The sequence below is a fragment of the Citrobacter sp. Cy070 genome (assembly GCF_030332245.1).
GTDB lineage: Bacteria > Pseudomonadota > Gammaproteobacteria > Enterobacterales > Enterobacteriaceae > Citrobacter > Citrobacter youngae.
On record NZ_JAOWIG010000088.1, the window covers coordinates 1 to 18,283 of the forward strand.

17 protein-coding genes, 2 pseudogenes and 1 other annotated feature are annotated in these 18,283 nt (G+C 51.1%); of the genes and pseudogenes, 8 read left to right on the forward strand and 11 right to left on the reverse strand.

The genetic code is table 11. The annotated features are described in order from the left end of the window. Positions 1 to 287 (reverse strand): annotated as a pseudogene (locus tag OGY19_RS18790) (IS1-like element IS1A family transposase); the annotation flags it as partial. Positions 288 to 528: 241 nt separating this feature from the next. On the opposite strand from OGY19_RS18790, the gene ugd reads away from it, so the two are divergent. Next, positions 529 to 1,695, forward strand: a complete 1,167-nt coding sequence (ugd, locus tag OGY19_RS18795) for a UDP-glucose 6-dehydrogenase (protein WP_279264413.1) — start codon at positions 529 to 531, stop codon at positions 1,693 to 1,695. A gap of 46 nt (positions 1,696 to 1,741) precedes the next feature. Here the strand turns inward: ugd and hisIE are convergent, their stop codons facing one another. From hisIE to hisL, 9 genes are all read right to left on the reverse strand, one after another. After that, positions 1,742 to 2,353, reverse strand: coding sequence for a bifunctional phosphoribosyl-AMP cyclohydrolase/phosphoribosyl-ATP diphosphatase HisIE (gene hisIE / locus OGY19_RS18800; protein ID WP_048212023.1), 612 nt, complete (start codon positions 2,351 to 2,353; stop codon positions 1,742 to 1,744). Beyond that, positions 2,347 to 3,123, reverse strand: coding sequence for an imidazole glycerol phosphate synthase subunit HisF (hisF, locus tag OGY19_RS18805; protein WP_286596990.1), 777 nt, complete (start codon positions 3,121 to 3,123; stop codon positions 2,347 to 2,349). Before hisF ends, hisIE begins: the two co-directional genes overlap by 7 nt. Beyond that, a complete protein-coding gene (hisA, locus tag OGY19_RS18810; protein ID WP_286596992.1) occupies positions 3,105 to 3,842 on the reverse strand; it encodes a 1-(5-phosphoribosyl)-5-[(5-phosphoribosylamino)methylideneamino]imidazole-4-carboxamide isomerase in 738 nt (245 codons plus the stop codon). Before hisA ends, hisF begins: the two co-directional genes overlap by 19 nt. Beyond that, positions 3,842 to 4,432 carry an imidazole glycerol phosphate synthase subunit HisH gene (gene hisH / locus OGY19_RS18815; RefSeq protein WP_286596994.1) on the reverse strand — a complete coding sequence of 197 codons (591 nt, stop codon included), beginning with the start codon at positions 4,430 to 4,432 and terminating at the stop codon, positions 3,842 to 3,844. The genes hisA and hisH overlap by 1 nt, the downstream gene beginning before the upstream one ends. Beyond that, complete coding sequence (gene hisB / locus OGY19_RS18820) at positions 4,432 to 5,499, reverse strand: bifunctional histidinol-phosphatase/imidazoleglycerol-phosphate dehydratase HisB (RefSeq protein ID WP_286596996.1); 1,068 nt, start codon at positions 5,497 to 5,499, stop codon at positions 4,432 to 4,434. The genes hisH and hisB overlap by 1 nt, the downstream gene beginning before the upstream one ends. Next, entirely contained in the window at positions 5,496 to 6,575 is a 1,080-nt protein-coding gene (hisC, locus tag OGY19_RS18825; RefSeq protein ID WP_286596998.1) for a histidinol-phosphate transaminase, read from the reverse strand. Before hisC ends, hisB begins: the two co-directional genes overlap by 4 nt. Further along, a complete protein-coding gene (gene hisD / locus OGY19_RS18830; protein WP_286597000.1) occupies positions 6,572 to 7,876 on the reverse strand; it encodes a histidinol dehydrogenase in 1,305 nt (434 codons plus the stop codon). The genes hisC and hisD overlap by 4 nt, the downstream gene beginning before the upstream one ends. A gap of 98 nt (positions 7,877 to 7,974) precedes the next feature. Beyond that, positions 7,975 to 8,874: an ATP phosphoribosyltransferase gene (gene hisG, locus OGY19_RS18835; protein ID WP_286597002.1), complete on the reverse strand. Its 900-nt coding sequence runs from the start codon at positions 8,872 to 8,874 to the stop codon at positions 7,975 to 7,977. A gap of 45 nt (positions 8,875 to 8,919) precedes the next feature. Further along, positions 8,920 to 9,042, reverse strand: a sequence feature (His leader region). Beyond that, the gene (hisL, locus tag OGY19_RS18840; protein ID WP_100250077.1) at positions 9,018 to 9,065 is read right to left on the reverse strand and encodes a his operon leader peptide; all 48 of its coding nucleotides are present in this window, start codon (positions 9,063 to 9,065) and stop codon (positions 9,018 to 9,020) included. (Overlaps the previous feature by 25 nt.) Before the next feature lie 174 nt (positions 9,066 to 9,239). Here hisL and OGY19_RS18845 point away from each other — a divergent pair, with 174 nt between their 5' ends. From OGY19_RS18845 to tsuB, 6 genes and pseudogenes are all read left to right on the forward strand, one after another. Beyond that, the gene (locus OGY19_RS18845) at positions 9,240 to 10,058 is read left to right on the forward strand and encodes an SDR family oxidoreductase (RefSeq protein ID WP_115643557.1); all 819 of its coding nucleotides are present in this window, start codon (positions 9,240 to 9,242) and stop codon (positions 10,056 to 10,058) included. A 41-nt stretch (positions 10,059 to 10,099) separates the two neighbouring features. After that, positions 10,100 to 11,084, forward strand: a pseudogene (locus OGY19_RS18850) (LysR family transcriptional regulator). Between the two features lie 162 nt (positions 11,085 to 11,246). Next, a complete protein-coding gene (gene yoeI / locus OGY19_RS24500; protein WP_101741514.1) occupies positions 11,247 to 11,309 on the forward strand; it encodes a membrane protein YoeI in 63 nt (20 codons plus the stop codon). Further along, the gene (plaP, locus tag OGY19_RS18855) at positions 11,299 to 12,660 is read left to right on the forward strand and encodes a putrescine/proton symporter PlaP (protein WP_048218046.1); all 1,362 of its coding nucleotides are present in this window, start codon (positions 11,299 to 11,301) and stop codon (positions 12,658 to 12,660) included. Before yoeI ends, plaP begins: the two co-directional genes overlap by 11 nt. A gap of 177 nt (positions 12,661 to 12,837) precedes the next feature. Continuing rightward, entirely contained in the window at positions 12,838 to 13,896 is a 1,059-nt protein-coding gene (gene tsuA, locus OGY19_RS18860) for a thiosulfate utilization transporter TsuA/YeeE (protein WP_286597004.1), read from the forward strand. 16 nt (positions 13,897 to 13,912) lie between these two features. Then, positions 13,913 to 14,140, forward strand: coding sequence for a thiosulfate utilization sulfurtransferase TsuB/YeeD (tsuB, locus tag OGY19_RS18865; protein ID WP_000985275.1), 228 nt, complete (start codon positions 13,913 to 13,915; stop codon positions 14,138 to 14,140). A 39-nt stretch (positions 14,141 to 14,179) separates the two neighbouring features. Here the strand turns inward: tsuB and sbcB are convergent, their stop codons facing one another. Then, positions 14,180 to 15,604 (reverse strand): exodeoxyribonuclease I, encoded by a 1,425-nt coding sequence (gene sbcB, locus OGY19_RS18870; RefSeq protein WP_286597005.1) that lies wholly within the window; start codon positions 15,602 to 15,604, stop codon positions 14,180 to 14,182. Between the two features lie 396 nt (positions 15,605 to 16,000). Here sbcB and phsA point away from each other — a divergent pair, with 396 nt between their 5' ends. After that, on the forward strand, positions 16,001 to 18,274 hold the full coding sequence (gene phsA / locus OGY19_RS18875; RefSeq protein WP_286597007.1) for a thiosulfate reductase PhsA: 2,274 nt from the start codon (positions 16,001 to 16,003) through the stop codon (positions 18,272 to 18,274). The last annotated feature ends 9 nt before the right edge of the window (positions 18,275 to 18,283 follow it).

Genomic DNA, 18,283 nt, shown 5'->3' on the forward strand with positions numbered 1-18,283 from the left:
TATGCGCGAGGTTACCGACTGCGGCCTGAGTTTTTTAAGTGACGTAAAATCGTGTTGAGGCCAACGCCCATAATGCGGGCAGTTGCCCGGCATCCAACGCCATTCATGGCCATATCAATGATTTTCTGGTGCGTACCGGGTTGAGAAGCGGTGTAAGTGAACTGCAGTTGCCATGTTTTACGGCAGTGAGAGCAGAGATAGCGCTGATGTCCGGCGGTGCTTTTGCCGTTACGCACCACCCCGTCAGTAGCTGAACAGGAGGGACAGCTGATAGAAACAGAAGCCACTGGAGCACCTCAAAAACACCATCATACACTAAATCAGTAAGTTGGCAGCATCACCTTAAATCTGATTGATTTACGTTGATTGCTTAATCTTTGCTTAATATTTCTGGCGTACCCTGATAAAGAAAATCTGAATTGTTTTAACCTTCGTTGACACAATATTCAACAAAACGTTAAAACATTATTCTCTTATCAGGATGTACGACATCATGATTAAATATTAAGTTAATACTGAGAGCATGAAATGAAAATTACCATTTCTGGTACCGGATATGTTGGCCTGTCAAATGGTCTTCTTATCGCCCAACATCATCAGGTCATTGCTCTGGACATTGTCCCTTCACGTGTCGAGATGCTAAATAATCGGATGTCTCCGATAGTCGATAAAGAAATTGAACAGTATCTACAATCAAGCGATATAAATTTCAAAGCTACGCTGGACAAGTACGACGCCTACCAGAATGCAGATTTTGTTATTATTGCAACGCCTACAGATTACGACCCGAAAACAAACTATTTTGATACCTCCAGTGTTGAATCAGTTATCAGAGATGTGATTGAAATAAATCCTGATGCACTCATGGTGATTAAGTCAACGGTGCCTGTTGGTTTTACTCAGACTATGCGACAGAAGTTTAACTCGGATAATATTATCTTTTCTCCTGAGTTCCTGCGCGAAGGAAAGGCACTGTATGACAACTTATACCCATCACGAATTGTTATCGGTGAACGGTCTGCTCGCGCTGAGCGTTTTGCTGCCTTGTTACAGGAAGGGGCAATAAAGCAGGATATCTCAGTGCTGTTCACTGATTCTACTGAAGCTGAAGCTATTAAGCTTTTTGCAAATACCTATCTGGCAATGCGTGTTGCCTATTTTAATGAACTTGATAGCTATGCAGAAAGCCTGGGGCTTAATGCACGACAGATCATCGAAGGGGTTTGTCTGGACCCGCGCATTGGTAACCATTATAACAACCCTTCATTCGGTTATGGTGGATACTGTCTGCCAAAAGACACGAAGCAATTACTCGCCAACTATCAATCTGTACCCAATAATATTATTTCAGCTATCGTTGATGCTAACCGTACACGAAAAGATTTTATTGCTGATGCTATTATTTCGCGTAAACCCAAAGTTGTCGGTATCTATCGCCTGATTATGAAAAGCGGCTCGGATAATTTTAGAGCCTCGTCTATTCAGGGCATCATGAAACGTATTAAAGCGAAAGGTATCCCGGTCATAATTTATGAACCGGTAATGGCAGAAGAGAGTTTTTTCCATTCACGGGTTGAACGTGATTTGGCTAAATTTAAAAGTGAGGCCGATGTGATTATCTCAAATCGGATGGCTGAAGAACTGCTGGATGTCGCTGATAAAGTTTATACCCGCGATTTATTCGGTAACGATTAAAGGTTTTTCTAAATAAAGATACCGGCATGATGCCGGTATCAGTCTATTATTGATGGCGTTTGCGTAAATTCTCAATCACCGTCGTTAGATCGAGATCCTGGTCCTGCAGCAGAACCAGCAGGTGATACATCAGGTCCGATGCTTCATTGGTCAACTCGAAACGATCATGTACGGTCGCGGCCAGTGCTGTCTCCACACCTTCCTCTCCCACTTTCTGGGCAATTCGCTTCGTACCGCTGGCGTACAATTTTGCGGTATAGGAGCTGGCGGGATCTGCCGTTTTGCGCTCAGCCAGGAGTTGCTCCAGTTGATACAGGAACAACCATTGGTGGCTGGACTCACCAAAACAGCTGCTGGTACCTTTGTGGCAGGTTGGCCCAATCGGGTTTACCAGCGCCAGCAGGGTGTCGTTGTCGCAATCAGCGGAAATGCTGACGACATTAAGAAAATTGCCAGAGGTTTCACCTTTGGTCCACAGGCGCTGTTTAGTACGCGAGAAAAAGGTCACTTTCCCGCTTTCGATCGTTTTATCCAGCGCTTCCGGGTTCATATACCCGAGCATCAACACTTCACCGGAAACCGCATGCTGTACGACGACCGGCATCATTCCATCGGTTTTTTCCCAGTCCAGCTCGCGGCATTGTTGCTTCGTTAACATATCCTGATCTCCACGCCCTGTGTTGCCAGGTACGCTTTTAATTCGCCAATATTGATAATTTGCTTATGGAAGACGGAGGCGGCAAGCGCGCCATCGACATCCGCATCCCTGAAGGCATCAAGGAAGTGCTCCATTGTTCCTGCACCGCCAGAAGCGATCAGCGGAACGTGGCAAACGGCGCGCACTTTTTTCAATTGCTCAAGATCGTAGCCGTTACGCACGCCGTCCTGGTTCATCATATTAAGAACGATTTCACCGGCGCCCAGTTTTTGCACCTCTGTTACCCAGTCGATCGTTTCCCACTGTGTAACGCGCGTACGTTTTTCATCTCCGGTGTACTGATTGACGTGATACTTCCCGGTTTGTGCATCATACCAGGTGTCGATACCTGCCACGATGCACTGCACGCCAAAGCGATCCGCCAGGCGGGTGATAAGTGTTGGCTCAGCCAGAGCAGGGGAGTTGATAGAAATTTTATCTGCGCCGAAAGACAGTATCTTTGCGGCATCCTCGGGTGATTTAATCCCACCGGCGACACAGAACGGAATGTCGATCACTTCTGCCACGCGTGATACCCAGCTTTTGTCCACCACGCGACCATCGCTTGATGCGGTGATATCGTAAAAAACCAGCTCATCTGCGCCTTCATCGGCATAGCGTTTTGCCAGTGGAACGATATCGCCAATAATCTCGTGATTGCGGAATTGAACACCTTTGACAACCTGCCCGTCACGAACATCAAGGCAAGGGATTATGCGTTTTGCCAGCATTGGATGGCCTCCTCAACGGTGAATTTACCTTCCAGCAAAGCACGACCCACAATGACGCCGCCAACGCCGGTTCCGCGCAGAGCGGCGACATCTTCAATCCCGCCAATCCCGCCGGATGACTGAAATGCCACCTGGGGGTATTTCGCACACAATTCTTCGTACAGCGCAACGTTTGAGCCAGCCAGCGTGCCATCGCGGGAGATATCGGTGCACAGCACATGCTTCAGTCCAACGGGTAAATAGTTTTCAACCAGAGCTTCCAGCGAAACGCCAGAGTCTTCCTGCCAGCCGCTGACCGCAACCTGTTTATTCCCGTGCTCGTCAATCCGCACATCCAGCGCCAGAACCAACGCGTCAGCACCAAAACGCGTGAACCAGGTTTTAACATGTTCGGGCGATTTTACCGCCGTCGAGCCGACAACCACACGTGCAACGCCCGCATCCAGCAGAGCGGCGACGTCTTCTTCAGTACGTACGCCACCCCCTACCTGCACCGGTACGTTTACGCCAGCCACCAGTGTTTTAATCAGCGGTATTTGCCGTTTCTGCGGATCTTTTGCACCGGTCAGATCCACCAGGTGCAGCACCTTTGCGCCTTGTGCTGCATAGCTTTGTAAACGGGGCAGGGGATCGTTACCGTAATCACGCTGCGTTGCGTAATCGCCCTGATGAAGACGCACCACCGTGCCGTCGATTAAATCTAATGCCGGAATAATCATTACATCTCCAGAAAGTTTTTCAGCAACTGCGCCCCAGCGGCACCTGAACGCTCCGGGTGGAACTGCACGCCAAAGAAATTATCCTTTTGTACCGCTGCGGTGAAGGGTTCACCGTAGTTGCATTGCGCAATAGTCCATGGGTTCACCGGCATTGCGTAGCTGTGTACAAAATAGAAATACGCCCCATCCTCGATGCCCTGGAAAAGGCGGTTTCCGGCCTGTGGATAGACACGGTTCCAGCCCATATGCGGCAACGGCAGATCAAAATCGGTCATTTTGGGTACGTCTTGATCAATAATCCCCAGCAGGGAGACACCGTTACTTTCTTCACTGCGCCGACCAAGCAGCTGCATACCTAAGCAAATCCCCAGTACAGGTTGTGTGCAGGCTTTAATCAGTTCAATCAGCTCACGCTCATGCAACTGATCCATTGCCGCCTGTGCGGTACCTACACCAGGCAGAAACAGTTTATCGGCGCGCAGCACAACATCCGCATCGCGGCTAACCACCGGATCATAGCCGTGGCGTGCGACGGCGGATTTCACCGAGTTCAGGTTGGCACAGCCGGTATCGAGGATCACCACGTTCATCACAGCACCCCTTTTGAAGAAGGAAGCGTGTCGCCTTCTACGCGAATAGCCTGGCGCAGCGTGCGGCCAAAGGCTTTGAACAGACTTTCCACGCGGTGGTGGTCATTTTTTCCTTTGGTTTTCAGGTGCAGGGTGACGCCCATGGTGTAAGAGAGTGAGCGGAAGAAGTGTTCAATCATCTCCGTGCTCAGATCGCCAACGCGCTGGTAGGTAAACTCTGCCCGGTATTCCAGGTGGGGACGCCCGGAGATATCCAGGGCGCAACGTGCCAGGCACTCGTCCATCGGCAGCACAAAACCAAAACGGTTGATGCCTCGTTTATCGCCCAACGCCAGTTTTAAGGCTTCGCCCAGAGCCAGCCCGGTATCCTCAACGGTGTGGTGATCGTCAATATACAGATCGCCTTTGACGGCTATCTCCATGCGAAAACCACCGTGTGTCGAGATTTGATCCAGCATGTGGTCAAAGAAGCCCACGCCGGTATTAATTTTGCTGCGGCCTTCGCGGTCCAGCCAGACTTTAACGTCGATCTGCGTTTCTTTTGTATTACGTTCAACGTGGGCGTAACGATCCCGTTTGGTTAGCTGCTCGCCGATCATCACCCAGTTCAGGGTGTCGCGATGGTAACGTAATCCGCTAATGCCCATATTTTCAGCGAGCTGAATATCGGTTGCCCGATCGCCAATCACGTAGCTGTTCGCCATATCCAGCGCCTGTTCAATCAGGTATTGCTCGACCAGCTTCACTTTGGGTTTACGACAATCACACGCGTCTGCCGGCAGGTGCGGACAGATCAGTACTTCATCAAATATGACGCCCTGCGAGGTGAAAATTTGCATCATCAGGTTGTGTGGACCGTCAAAATCCGCCTGAGGGAAGCTCTGTGTTCCCAGCCCATCCTGGTTAGTGATCATCACCAGCTTATAGCCCGCTTTTTGCAGTTTCAGCAAAACGGGAACGACTTCCGGCTCAAAAGCCAGTTTGTCGAAGCGATCAACCTGAAAGTCACTTGGCGGTTCGGAAATCAGGGTTCCATCGCGGTCTATAAAAAGATACTTCTGGCTCATACTTGCTCCGCACGTAAGGCGTCAATGACGCGCTGGCTCTCTTCACGGGTTCCGACAGTAATTCGCAGGCAACCGCTTAACGAAGGTTGTTTGTTCTGGTCTCGTAAGATAATGCCCTGATCCCACAAAGATTTAAATACGCTGCTTGATGCGGTGAAGCGCGCCAGAACATAGTTGGTTTCAGAATCGAAAACCTGTTCTACACAGCGAATTGTTTTCAGGCTTTCCACCAGATACTGACGCTCTTGCAGGATCTGCTGTACGCGTTGGCGCATGGCGGCAACCCCTTGCGGTGTCAGCGCCTGGGCGGCGATATCCGCCACCGGCGTAGAAAGCGGGTAAGGGGCAATCACTTTCAACAACAGGTTGATAACGTCTTCATTAGCTAACGTAAATCCGCAGCGCAAACCGGCGAGGGCAAATGCTTTAGACAGGGTGCGCAGTACCACCAGGTTTGGGTATTCCGATAACCAGCCTGCCAGTGTGGCCTGCGGGCAAAACTCGATATACGCTTCATCGGCAACCACGATAGCTTTACCCTGCGTCATGTCGAGCAGTGAACGCAGATCCTGCGGCTTAATCAACTGGCCCGTCGGGTTATTGGGGCTGCAAACGTAAACTACTTTCACGCCATCAAGCTTGTCCGCGATACCTTGTAAATCCAGTTGCCAGTTGGCAAGTGTCGGTACGGTACGACATTCAACGCCAATGGTTTCAGCACTGACGCTATACATGCCATAGGTTGGCGGGCAGTAGAGAATCGTATCTTTACCCGGCTCGCAAAAAGCACGTACCAGCAACTCGATACCTTCATCAGCACCACGGCTGACCAGCACTTGCTCCGGCTTGACGCCCGCATACTGCGCGTAGTTCTCGATCACTGCCTTCGGCTGACACTCCGGATAACGGTTCAGTGTTTGCTGAGTCAGCTGGAATTCAACGGCGGTGGGGAACTCATTGGCATTGAGCCAGACGTCGCCATTTCCGCCCAGACGGCGGGCAGACTGATACGGCGTTAGCTCACGGACATTTTTACGGGCTAAATCAGTGACGCTGAGAATGTTGTCAGTGCTCATGCTTGCTCCTTCAGGGCGTTAACGCGCAGGGTAACGGCATTTTTGTGGGCTGTCAGTCGTTCAGCGGCGGCCAGTGTTTCGATGGTTTCGGCCAGGGCAGAGAAACCTTGCGGCGATAACTCCTGTACGGTCATCCGCTTCTGGAAATCGGCCAGTCCAAGACTTGAGCAGGTTGCGGTATAGCCGTAGGTAGGCAGCACGTGGTTAGTCCCGGAGGCATAGTCACCAGCAGATTCCGGTGACCAGTCACCAAGAAAGACAGAGCCCGCACTGGTGATGTCATCGACCAGTTCGCGAGCATTGCGGGTCTGAATGATCAAGTGCTCCGGGCCGTACGTATTAGAAATCGCTACGCATTGCGCGAGAGAACGGGTGACAATCAGACGACTGCCACTTAACGCCTGCCGCGCGGTTTCAGCGCGTGGCAGCGCGGCAAGTTGGCGTTCTACTGCTTCAGCAACCTGGCTGGCCATACCGGCATCCGGCGTCAGCAGGATCACTTGAGAATCGGGGCCGTGTTCGGCCTGAGAGAGTAAGTCAGAGGCAACGAAATCCGGCGTGGCGCCGCTGTCGGCAATCACCAGCACTTCAGACGGGCCTGCTGGCATGTCGATGGCAGCACCGTCCAGACGCTGACTAACCTGACGCTTGGCTTCGGTCACAAAGGCATTACCGGGACCGAAAATTTTGTCCACTTTCGGCACGGATTCGCTGCCAAATGCCAGCGCGGCAATCGCTTGTGCGCCCCCAACGTTAAACACGTCCTGTACGCCGCAGAGCTGCGCGGCATACAGAATTTCATCGGCGATAGGTGGCGGAGAGCACAACACCACTTTTTTACAGCCGGCAATGCGGGCCGGGGTGGCGAGCATTAACACTGTTGAGAAGAGTGGCGCGGAGCCCCCGGGAATGTACAGTCCAACAGAATTTACCGGGCGGGTAACCTGCTGGCAGCGTACACCGGGCTGCGTTTCAATATCGACTACCGGCAGTTGTTGCGCGTTATGAAATGTCTCGATGTTTTTCACGGCGACAGCCATGGCCTGTTTAAGGTCATTGCCAAGACGTGCGCCGGCGGCGGCGATCTCTTCAGTACTGACTTTCAGCGCATTCACGTTAGTTTTATCAAACTTTGCGCTGTATTCACGTAGCGCTGCGTCGCCGCGCGACTTTACGTTATACAGAATTTCGCTCACGGTACGGGTGATGCTATCTGACGCCGAGATTGCCGGGCGCATCAGTAATTCACTTTGCTGCTCTTCAGTACAGCTATTCCAGTCGATGATGGTATTAAAGCTCATAATCGTCTTCCTTTTTTTGCAGGATGGCACGTTGTTTATCCGGCCTACGCGTCTTGCAGGCCCGGCAAGCGAAACGTCACCGGGCAGCATAAGAAGAATTACTCCATCATCTTCTCAATCGGCAGCACCAGAATTGAGCTGGCACCAAGCGCTTTCAGTTTTTCCATCGTTTCCCAGAACAGGGTTTCGCTGCTAACCATGTGCATTGCCACGCGCTGCTGATCGCCGGCCAGTGGCAGAATCGTTGGGCGTTCAGCGCCTGGCAGCAAGGCGATAACATCGTCCAGACGTTCACTTGGCGCGTGCATCATGATGTATTTAGATTCGCGAGCCTGAATAACCCCCTGAATACGGGTCAGCAGCTTATCAATCAGTTGTTGTTTAGCTGCTGCCATTTCTCCGTCACGCTGAATCAGGCAGGCTTTGGAGCGGTAAATGACTTCCACTTCACGCAGACCGTTGGCTTCAAGCGTTGCACCGGTGGAGACCAGATCGCAGATTGCATCTGCAAGTCCCGCACGGGGAGCAACTTCGACAGACCCGTTTAACAAGCAGGATTTGAACGAAACCCCTTTCTGGTCGAGATAGCGTTTGAGCAGGTGCGGATAAGAGGTGGCGATACGTTTGCCGTTCAGTGCAGACGGACCGTCCCAGGCTTCGTCAACCGGGGTTGCCAACGAAAGACGACAGCCGCCGAAGTCCAGACGACGTAACGTAAAGTAACGAGGATCTTCACCCTGTGCCCGGCGGTTGAGCAGTTCTTCTTCCAGCACGTTTTCACCGATGATGCCGAGATCAACGACACCATCCATGACCAGACCCGGAATATCGTCATCGCGTACGCGGAGAATATCGATAGGCATATTCTCTGCCATCGCAATCAGGCGCTGGGTGTGAAGATTAATTTTAATGCCACAGCGTGCCAGCAATTCGCGTGAGTCATCGCTTAAACGGCCTGATTTCTGCATAGCTATGCGTAAGCGGGTGTTGTCTAACATTGTTTATTCCTCGTTATCCTGTCTGAATCAGTTTGGGTCACGCACAAAAAAAAGCCCCCGGAAGAAATCTTCCGGGGGCTTTCTCATACGCTCATGCACCGCTGGAAGATTTAAATGTCTCCCAGCACACATCGCCTGAAAGACTAGTCAGGATGATGGTGATGATGGTGTTTAAATTGAGCGCGTGTCATAAATTTTCTCGATGAATGTTTATTCATTTGATGTCTTTTAACCTAAACCACTTTAGCCACGGAAAGCAAGGGCTTTTTTTGATCATTAATTCATTTCATATTGATACTATGAATTGTCAGCCACCGTGGGCTGGCGTAGCCTTGGGTTATAGGCCAAAAGTCAGGAGAAAAGGCATGAAAAAGGTCGCAATTGTCGGATTAGGTTGGTTAGGCATGCCGTTAGCCATGTCTCTGGCGGCCAGGGGCTGGCAGGTTACCGGCAGCAAAACCACATTGGATGGGGTGGAAGCGGCCCGAATGAGTGGTATTGAAAGCTACTCGCTGCGCCTGGAGCCTGAACTGGTCTGTGAACCTGACGATCTCGATGCGCTAATGGATGCGGATGCGCTGGTCATCACCCTGCCTGCACGCCGTAGTGGCCCGGGCGAGACGTTTTATTTGCAGGCAATGCAGGAACTGGTCGACAGTGCGCTGGCGTATCGCATTCCACGGATTATTTTTACCAGCTCCACCTCGGTTTATGGTGATGTGCAGGGGACGGTGAAAGAGGGCACACCACGCAATCCGGTCACGGCAAGTGGTCGTGTCCTGAAAGAACTCGAAGACTGGCTGCACAATCTGCCGGGAACGTCGGTGGATATTCTGCGCCTGGCAGGCCTGGTGGGACCGGGCAGACATCCAGGTCGTTTCTTTGCGGGTAAAACAGCACCAGATGGACAGCATGGCGTCAATCTGGTGCATCTGGATGACGTGGTTTCTGCTATCACGTTGCTGCTACAAGCGCCTAAAGGGGGACACATCTATAATATATGTGCGCCTATGCACCCAGCGCGCAATGTGTTTTACCCTCAGATGGCTCGTCTGCTGGGGATGGAACTACCTGATTTCCGTGACGGAGTGGGTAACGGTAAAGTCATTGATGGCAACCGAATTTGTAATGAGCTTGGGTTTGAGTACCAGTATCCCGATCCGCTGGTGATGCCGATGGAGTGACAGATCAGCAGAGTGTCGCTGTATACCGCCAGGGGGCGAGTATGAAACCACTGCTGGATGTTCTGATCATTCTTGATGCGTTAGAGAAAGAGGGGAGTTTCGCGGCGGCGTCAGCAAAATTGTTTAAGACGCCGTCAGCACTGAGTTATACCGTCCACAAACTGGAAAGCGATCTCAATATCCAGTTATTGGATCGCAGTGGACACCGGGCCAAATTTACCCGTACCGGACAGATGCTGCTGGAAAAGGGACGCGAAGTATTACATACCGTGCGCGAACTCGAAAAGCAGGCCATCAAACTGCATGAAGGCTGGGAGAATGAACTGGTTATCGGCATAGACGATACCTTTCCCTTTTCTCTTCTTGCACCGCTCATCGAATCTTTCTATCAACACCACAGTGTGACGCGTCTTAAATTTATCAATGGTGTACTGGGCGGCTCCTGGGATGCCCTGATTCAGGGCCGGGCCGATATCATTGTGGGTGCCATGCGTGACCCACCAACAGTGAGTGACTTTGGTTTTGCGCGCTTGGGTGTGCTTGAACAGGCTTTTGTTGTTGCCCCTCATCATCCATTGGCGCAGGAGCCGGAACCGTTGAGTCGCCGGACGATCAAACGTTTTCGCGCCATTGTGGTCGGCGATAATGCTCATCCCGCGAACGTATCGGCTTCTCAGCTTCTTGACGATCAGGAAGCCATCACCGTTTTTGACTTCAAAACCAAACTGGAACTGCAGATAAGTGGCCTGGGATGTGGTTATATTCCGCGCTATCTGGCACAACGATTTCTGGACAGTGGGGCCCTGATTGAGAAGAAAGTTGTCGCGCAAATTCTGTTTGAACCCGTGTGGATTGGCTGGAACGAGCAGACCGCGGGATTAGCCAGTGCATGGTGGCGGGATGAAATTTTAGCAAATAGTGCTATCGCGGGTGTCTATGCAAAAACGGTTGTCGATAAATCAATCGGTTAGGAAAAAATATTTTTTGACAAGGCTCTCATTCTCTTGTCATTTCGCCCTAATTTAGGGCACAATGCGCCGCTTGCAAAAAATGAGATTAACCGACGTTTTAATACGCGTCGGTTATTTTTTTGCATCAAACCAATCATTCATAAAAGAGGCCGGGCTTCGTACCGGATAGATACTTACTTAAAAATCGACAGTTGTTGTCGCTGAGGATTAACAAAAAATGGGGCAATTTTTTGCTTACGCGACGGTTTCCGCCGTAATGGAGGATAACCATGTCGCATAACGCTACTCCAAACACCTCTCGCGTGGAATTACGTAAAACGCTTACGCTGGTTCCGGTTGTCATGATGGGCCTTGCCTATATGCAGCCGATGACGCTGTTCGATACATTCGGTATCGTATCAGGAATGACCGATGGTCACGTCCCGACAGCTTATGCCTTTGCACTGATCGCCATCCTTTTTACCGCACTGAGTTACGGTAAACTGGTGCGTCGCTATCCGTCTGCAGGCTCTGCCTACACTTACGCCCAGAAATCCATTAGCCCGACCGTTGGCTTTATGGTGGGTTGGTCATCACTGCTGGACTACCTGTTCGCACCGATGATCAACATTCTGTTGGCGAAAATCTATTTTGAAGCCCTGGTGCCGTCGATACCGTCCTGGATGTTCGTGGTAGCACTGGTGGCCTTTATGACTGCTTTTAACCTGCGCAGCCTCAAATCTGTCGCGAACTTCAACACCGTGATCGTGCTGTTGCAGGTCGTGTTGATTGCGGTGATCCTCGGCATGGTCGTTTATGGCGTGTTCGAAGGGGAAGGTGCGGGTACGCTGGTGAGCAGCCGTCCGTTCTGGTCAGGTGATGCACACGTGATCCCAATGATCACGGGTGCTACTATCCTGTGCTTCTCGTTCACCGGTTTCGACGGTATCAGCAACCTCTCTGAAGAGACCAAGGATGCTGAGCGTGTGATCCCGCGTGCAATTTTCCTGACCGCGCTGATTGGTGGTCTGATCTTTATTGTCTCCACCTATCTGTTGCAGCTGTACTTCCCGGATATCTCTCGCTTCAAGGACCCGGATGCTTCACAGCCTGAAATCATGCTGTACGTAGCCGGTAAGTTCTTCCAGGTCGGCGCGCTGATTTTCTCCACCATTACCGTACTGGCATCAGGTATGGCGGCGCATGCAGGCGTAGCGCGTCTGATGTACGTGATGGGGCGTGACGGTGTATTCCCGAAAAGTTTCTTCGGTTATGTACACCCGAAATGGCGTACTCCGTCCATGAACATCATCCTGGTTGGTGCGATTGCCCTGCTGGCAATCAACTTCGACCTGGTGATGGCGACGGCGCTGATTAACTTTGGTGCGCTGGTGGCGTTTACCTTCGTTAACCTGTCGGTAATCTCCCAGTTCTGGATCCGTGAGAAGCGTAACAAGACGCTGAAAGACCACTTCCAGTATCTGTTCCTGCCAATGTGCGGTGCGCTGACCGTGGGTGCGCTGTGGGTGAACCTGGAAGAGAGTTCTATGGTTCTGGGGCTGATCTGGGCTGGTATTGGCCTGATCTACCTGGCTTGTGTGACCAAGAGTTTCCGCAACCCGGTACCGCAGTACGATGAAGATATCGCGTAATCACCTAATCTGATATCGAAAAAACCGGAGACATGTTCTCCGGTTTTTTTATTCCTTTGCTTTATTTCCAGTCAGTATTAATAACCGTTAGTTCTAAATTAGAGAATTTGGTTATTGGTTCTGAACCAGTTAGTCATGAATAATTTCCTGACTAATATACTTCTGGCTAATTAATTTATGTTTTCAATGATGTTAAGCGGGCTCATCTGTGGCGCGCTGCTTGGCTTTGTCATGCAACGTGGGCGATTCTGTCTGACGGGCGGTTTCCGCGATATGTACATTGCGAAAAACAATCGTATGTTCTACGCACTCCTGATAGCCATCTCTGTGCAAAGCGTGGGTGTCTTTGCGCTTATCCAGGCGGGTGTGCTTACCTATGACGCCGGCACTTTCCCATGGCTGGGAACCGTTGTTGGTGGTTATGTTTTTGGTATCGGAATTGTTTATGCGGGCGGGTGTGCTACCGGAACCTGGTATCGTGCAGGAGAAGGGCTTATTGGCAGTTGGATTGCGTTGTTTACCTACATGGTGATGAGTGCGGTGATGCGCTCTACGCATGCGAGTGGGCTGAATCAGGCGCTGAAAACCTACAGTACTGAGCATAATTCCATTGCAGACACGTTGAACCTGTCTGTATGGCCACTGATTGCTATTCTGCTGGTGGTTACATTGTGGGTGGTGGCGAAAGAGCTGAGAAAACCAAAATTGAAAGTCGCTACGCTACCGCCTCGTCGTACCGGCCTTGCGCATATTTTGTTTGAGAAGCGCTGGCACCCATTTGTTACTGCGGTTCTGATTGGGCTGATTGCGCTGTTGGCATGGCCGCTAAGCGAAGCAACCGGACGAATGTTTGGCTTGGGTATCACGTCACCAACCGCCAATATTTTGCAATTCCTTGTCGCAGGCGACAGTAAATTTATTAACTGGGGAGTGTTCCTGGTGCTGGGCATTTTTCTCGGCTCTTTTATTGCAGCGAAAGCCAGTCGCGAATTTCGCGTTCGTGCGGCCGACGCACCCACCACGCTGCGTAGCGGTTTTGGCGGTCTGTTAATGGGCTTTGGTGCCAGCATCGCGGGTGGCTGTTCGATTGGCAACGGTCTGGTTATGACGGCGATGATGACCTGGCAGGGATGGGTTGGCCTGGTCTTTATGATTCTCGGCGTCTGGACCGCGTCATGGATTGTGTATGTCAGACCGCAGCGTAAGGCAAAACTAACCGCTGCTGCGGCAAATTAAGCGTAAGGATTTGATGATGGCAATTAAAAAACTGGATGTGGTCACGCAGGTTTGTCCGTTTCCACTGATTGAAGCAAAAGCGGCACTGGCAGAAATGGCAAGTGGTGATGAACTGGTGATCGAGTTTGACTGTACCCAGGCAACTGAGGCAATCCCGCAATGGGCCGCCGAAGAGGGGCACGCGATTACTGATTATCAACAGGTGGGTGACGCTGCCTGGAGCATTACGGTGCAGAAAGCGTAAACACGATCCCTCCGCCGTCTGGCGGAGGGCATTTCATCTTCAGACTATTTCTTGTGCATACTGCCAGAGCGATTTCAGTAGCATCAGCTTTTCTTTGTTGTCAGCATATTGCTGACTCAACATCTGCAATTCATTAGCGTAATTTTGCAAAAACTCCGGTGTGAATACCTGACGACGATGATCCAGCCAGCGTTGCTGCTCCCTTTCATCCAGTGTTCCGGGGAAATTGCGTGCGCGATAATTAAACAGCAGTTTTTCAATGCGCTTGTCGACAAAAGTGATGTCCAGTGCGGGTAAATTGCGAGGTTCGGTTTCCAGAACGATCTTCATTGCGGCACGGTCGGCATCGCTGAAAAAACCGTTGTATAACTGTGCATCTACGTTATCCGATGGCGCGAAGGGTTCTGCTTCGGCAAAAATAGCCACCACTTTATCGCGCACCTGCGGGTTTTCACGCAGGACTTTAAGATTATCCAGGCAATGCTGGCGGTTAATTCCGAGACGATCGGCATCTTCTGGACGTAACGTATTAGCCTGTGCCAGAACCGGACATTTGTTGATGTGCACCAGTTTAACCGGCACCGCTGCGTTATCTCCCAGATCGGCTTTGGCGGTGTAAAGACGCTCGCGCAGGGTGTCGCTATCCAGTTCAAGCAAGGGAGAAATATCACCGGCTAAGTCGACCATAATAACCGCATTACGATTATCCGGATGCCAGGCTAGCGGGGCAACCCAACTGGTGTTACCTCGCCATGCACCGAACATCCCAGAGACATGCACTAAGGGCTTCATTTGCGGGACATCAATCAGCGCAGCCAGCTTGTGTTTATTGCGGTGACTGTAGAGATAGTCAAACAGCCGCGGCTGACGTGACTTTACGAGTTGCGCCATCGCAATCGTGGCATACACATCTGCCATCGCATCGTGGGCATTAGCATGCTCAATACCGTTGGCGCGGGTCAGATGCTCAAGGCGGAAACTGGGTAGACCGTCGTCGTTTTCTGGCCAGTTGATCCCCTCCGGCCGTAGCGCATAGCAGGCGCGCATCACATCCAGTAAATCCCAGCGAGAATTGTCGTTCTGCCAGCTCCAGGCGTAGGGATCATAAAAATTGCGATACAGGATATTACGTGTCACTTCATCATCGAAGCGCACATTGTTATAGCCGAGGATACACGTTTTCGGCACGGTAAACAGCGCATGGATGCGGGCAGCAAAAGCGGCTTCATTCTCACCCTTATCACGTGCTTCTTGCGGCGTAATACCGGTTATCAGCACCGCTTCTGGTTGTGGCAGATAGTCGTCGGCGGGCTTGCAGTAAAAAACTTCGGGATCGCCAATGATATTGAAATCGCTATCTGTGCGGATGGCCGCAAACTGCGCGGGTCTGTCCAGTGCCGGATGGGTACCAAAGGTCTCGTAATCGTGGAAGAGAAAACCAGGTTGCTGCTTGCCGTCATTCATTGTTCAGTTATGTCCGGGATCAATTTAGCGCTTGCCTAAGAATACCAAAAAATAGCGCGGTAATCAGCAATGGGATTATCAATGCTCGGCGGTGGCCGCAATAAAATTGAGATAAACGTGATTAAAATAAAACGAATTAATAGATATGGGTTTTAAGGATATTTCACGAAATAAGATTGCGTTATCTTGTGAGTTTATAAATAAGCTGATTGATAACTATTATTGTTATTTTTACGTTTGGTAGTGTGTTCTGGAAACTTTAAAACTCTTTTATAAACAATGAGTTTTATTCTTGCCAGTTAACGGAGTTCCATTGTAATGAAATGTGAGTGAGGTTAAAAATTAATAATTTAAAGGCCATATAATCATTGGATATATCTAATAACAGGAGGTTATATGAGCATTAGTCGGCGTAATTTTTTGCGAGGCGTAGGTATTGGCTGCTCGGCCTGTGCAATAGGAAGTTTCCCACCTGGCGCACTGGCGCGAAATTCGCCAGAGAGTATTAAAGGGAAAGCATCCCTGACGCCGAGTCTGTGTGAAATGTGTTCCTTTCGCTGTCCAATTCAGGCTCAGGTGATTAATAATAAAACAGTTTTTATCCAGGGAAACCCTAATGCCCCTCAGCAGGGCACGCGCGTTTGTGCTCGTGGGGGCAGCGGTGTTAGCCTGGTAAACGACCCGCACCGGATTGTGAAACCGATGAAACGCACCGGGCCGCGTGGCAGTGGCGAATGGCAGGTCATTAGCTGGCAACAGGCGTATAAAGAAATTGCCGAAAAGATGACGGCAATAAAAAATCAATACGGGCCACAGGGCGTTGTCTTCTCCTCTAAATCCGGTTCGCTTTCCGGCCATTTATTTCATTTGGCGACGGCTTTTGGCTCACCAAATACCTTTACGCACGCTTCAACTTGCCCGGCAGGTAAAGCCATTGCCGCCAAAGTGATGATGGGTGGGGATTTAGCAATGGATATCGCCAATACCCGCTACATGGTCTCTTTTGGACATAACCTCTATGAAGGGATTGAGGTTGCCGATACTCATGAACTGATGACCGCACAAGAGAAGGGCGCGAAGATGGTCAGCTTCGACCCCCGGCTATCGGTATTTTCCAGTAAGGCGGATGAATGGCATGCGATTAAACCGGGTGGAGACTTACCGGTGCTGATGGCAATGTGCCACGTCATGATTACTGAAAAATTGTATGACGCGGGATTCGTTGAACGCTATACAACGGGTTTTGACCAACTGGCAGAGGCGGTACAAGAGGCCACGCCGGAATGGGCACAAAAGTTGGCCGACGTGCCCGCTGATGTCATTACCCGGGTGACTCGTGAAATGGCGGCCTGCGCACCCCATGCTATTGTCAGTCCTGGTCACCGTGCGACTTTTTCGCAGGAAGAGATTGACATGCGGCGCATGATTTTCACCCTCAACGTGCTGCTGGGAAATATTGAGCGCGAAGGCGGCATGTACCAGAAAAAAGCCGCTGCAACCTACAATAAGCTGGCGGGAGAGAAGGTGGCTCCGGTACTGGCGAAACCGGATGCCAAACTCCCTAAGCCAACGGCGCAGCGTATTGACCTGGTCGCGCCGCAATTCAAATACATCGCTGCGGGTGGTGGGGTTGTGCAGAGCATTATCGATGCTGTGTTAAACCAGACGCCTTATCCGGTGAAAGGATGGATTATGTCCCGGCATAACCCTTTTCAAACTGTGACCTGTCGACCGGATCTGGTCAAAACCGTTGAGCAGTTGGATCTGGTGGTGAGCTGCGATGTCTATTTAAGTGAAAGTGCGGCCTATGCCGATTACCTGTTGCCTGAATGCACCTACCTCGAACGCGATGAAGAAGTCTCTGATATGTCGGGGCTGAATCCGGCCTATGCGCTGCGCCAGCAGGTCGTTGAGCCTATTGGTGATGCGCGCCCAAGCTGGCAAATCTGGAAAGAGCTGGGTGAGCAACTGGGTCTTGGGCAGTACTATCCGTGGCAAGATATGCAAGTACGCCAGCTGTATCAGCTTAATGGTGACCATGCGTTATCTGCTGAACTCCGCCAGAAAGGGTATCGGGAGTGGGGCGTTCCACTGTTACTCCGTGAGCCTGAATCGGTACGCCAGTTTACTGCGCAGTATCCGGGAGCAGTGGCCGTTGACAATGACGGTACGTATGGCGAACAACTGCGCTTCAAATCCCCATCCGGAAAGATCGAACTTTATTCCGAAGAACTGGAAACTCTCCTGCCGGGCTATGGTATTCCGCGTGCACGCAATTTTGCGCTCAAGGCCGACAATGAACTCTATTTCATTCAAGGCAAAGTCGCAGTTCACACCAATGGCGCGACGCAATATGTCCCATTACTCAGCGAACTGATGTGGGATAACGCGGTGTGGATCCACCCGAAAACGGCTGGAGAAAAAGGGATTAAAAGCGGCGATGACATCTGGCTTGAAAATGCGACGGGTAAGGAGAAAGGCAAAGCGCTGGTCACTGCCGGTATTCGACCCGATACGCTGTTTGTCTACATGGGATTCGGCGCCAAGGCTGGCGCGAAAACCGCAGCGACAACGCATGGGATCCACTGTGGCAACCTGCTTCCGCATGTAACCAGTCCGGTATCCGGCACAGTGGTCCATACCGCTGGCGTTACGCTTCGTCGGGCATGAGAAAGGAGA

Excerpts from the sequence above, each read along its gene's own strand:
- tsuB (WP_000985275.1), top strand. The coding sequence starts at position 13,913 with ATGGCAATTAAAAAACTGGATGTGGTCACGCAGGTTTGTCCGTTTCCA.
- hisIE (WP_048212023.1), bottom strand. The coding sequence starts at position 2,353 with ATGTTAACGAAGCAACAATGCCGCGAGCTGGACTGGGAAAAAACCGAT.
- sbcB (WP_286597005.1), bottom strand. The coding sequence starts at position 15,604 with ATGAATGACGGCAAGCAGCAACCTGGTTTTCTCTTCCACGATTACGAG.
- ugd (WP_279264413.1), top strand. The coding sequence starts at position 529 with ATGAAAATTACCATTTCTGGTACCGGATATGTTGGCCTGTCAAATGGT.
- phsA (WP_286597007.1), top strand. The coding sequence starts at position 16,001 with ATGAGCATTAGTCGGCGTAATTTTTTGCGAGGCGTAGGTATTGGCTGC.
- hisC (WP_286596998.1), bottom strand. The coding sequence starts at position 6,575 with ATGAGCACTGACAACATTCTCAGCGTCACTGATTTAGCCCGTAAAAAT.
- hisF (WP_286596990.1), bottom strand. The coding sequence starts at position 3,123 with ATGCTGGCAAAACGCATAATCCCTTGCCTTGATGTTCGTGACGGGCAG.
- hisD (WP_286597000.1), bottom strand. The coding sequence starts at position 7,876 with ATGAGCTTTAATACCATCATCGACTGGAATAGCTGTACTGAAGAGCAG.
- hisH (WP_286596994.1), bottom strand. The coding sequence starts at position 4,432 with ATGAACGTGGTGATCCTCGATACCGGCTGTGCCAACCTGAACTCGGTG.
- tsuA (WP_286597004.1), top strand. The coding sequence starts at position 12,838 with ATGTTTTCAATGATGTTAAGCGGGCTCATCTGTGGCGCGCTGCTTGGC.
- OGY19_RS18845 (WP_115643557.1), top strand. The coding sequence starts at position 9,240 with ATGAAAAAGGTCGCAATTGTCGGATTAGGTTGGTTAGGCATGCCGTTA.
- hisA (WP_286596992.1), bottom strand. The coding sequence starts at position 3,842 with ATGATTATTCCGGCATTAGATTTAATCGACGGCACGGTGGTGCGTCTT.
- hisB (WP_286596996.1), bottom strand. The coding sequence starts at position 5,499 with ATGAGCCAGAAGTATCTTTTTATAGACCGCGATGGAACCCTGATTTCC.
- hisG (WP_286597002.1), bottom strand. The coding sequence starts at position 8,874 with ATGTTAGACAACACCCGCTTACGCATAGCTATGCAGAAATCAGGCCGT.
- plaP (WP_048218046.1), top strand. The coding sequence starts at position 11,299 with ATGTCGCATAACGCTACTCCAAACACCTCTCGCGTGGAATTACGTAAA.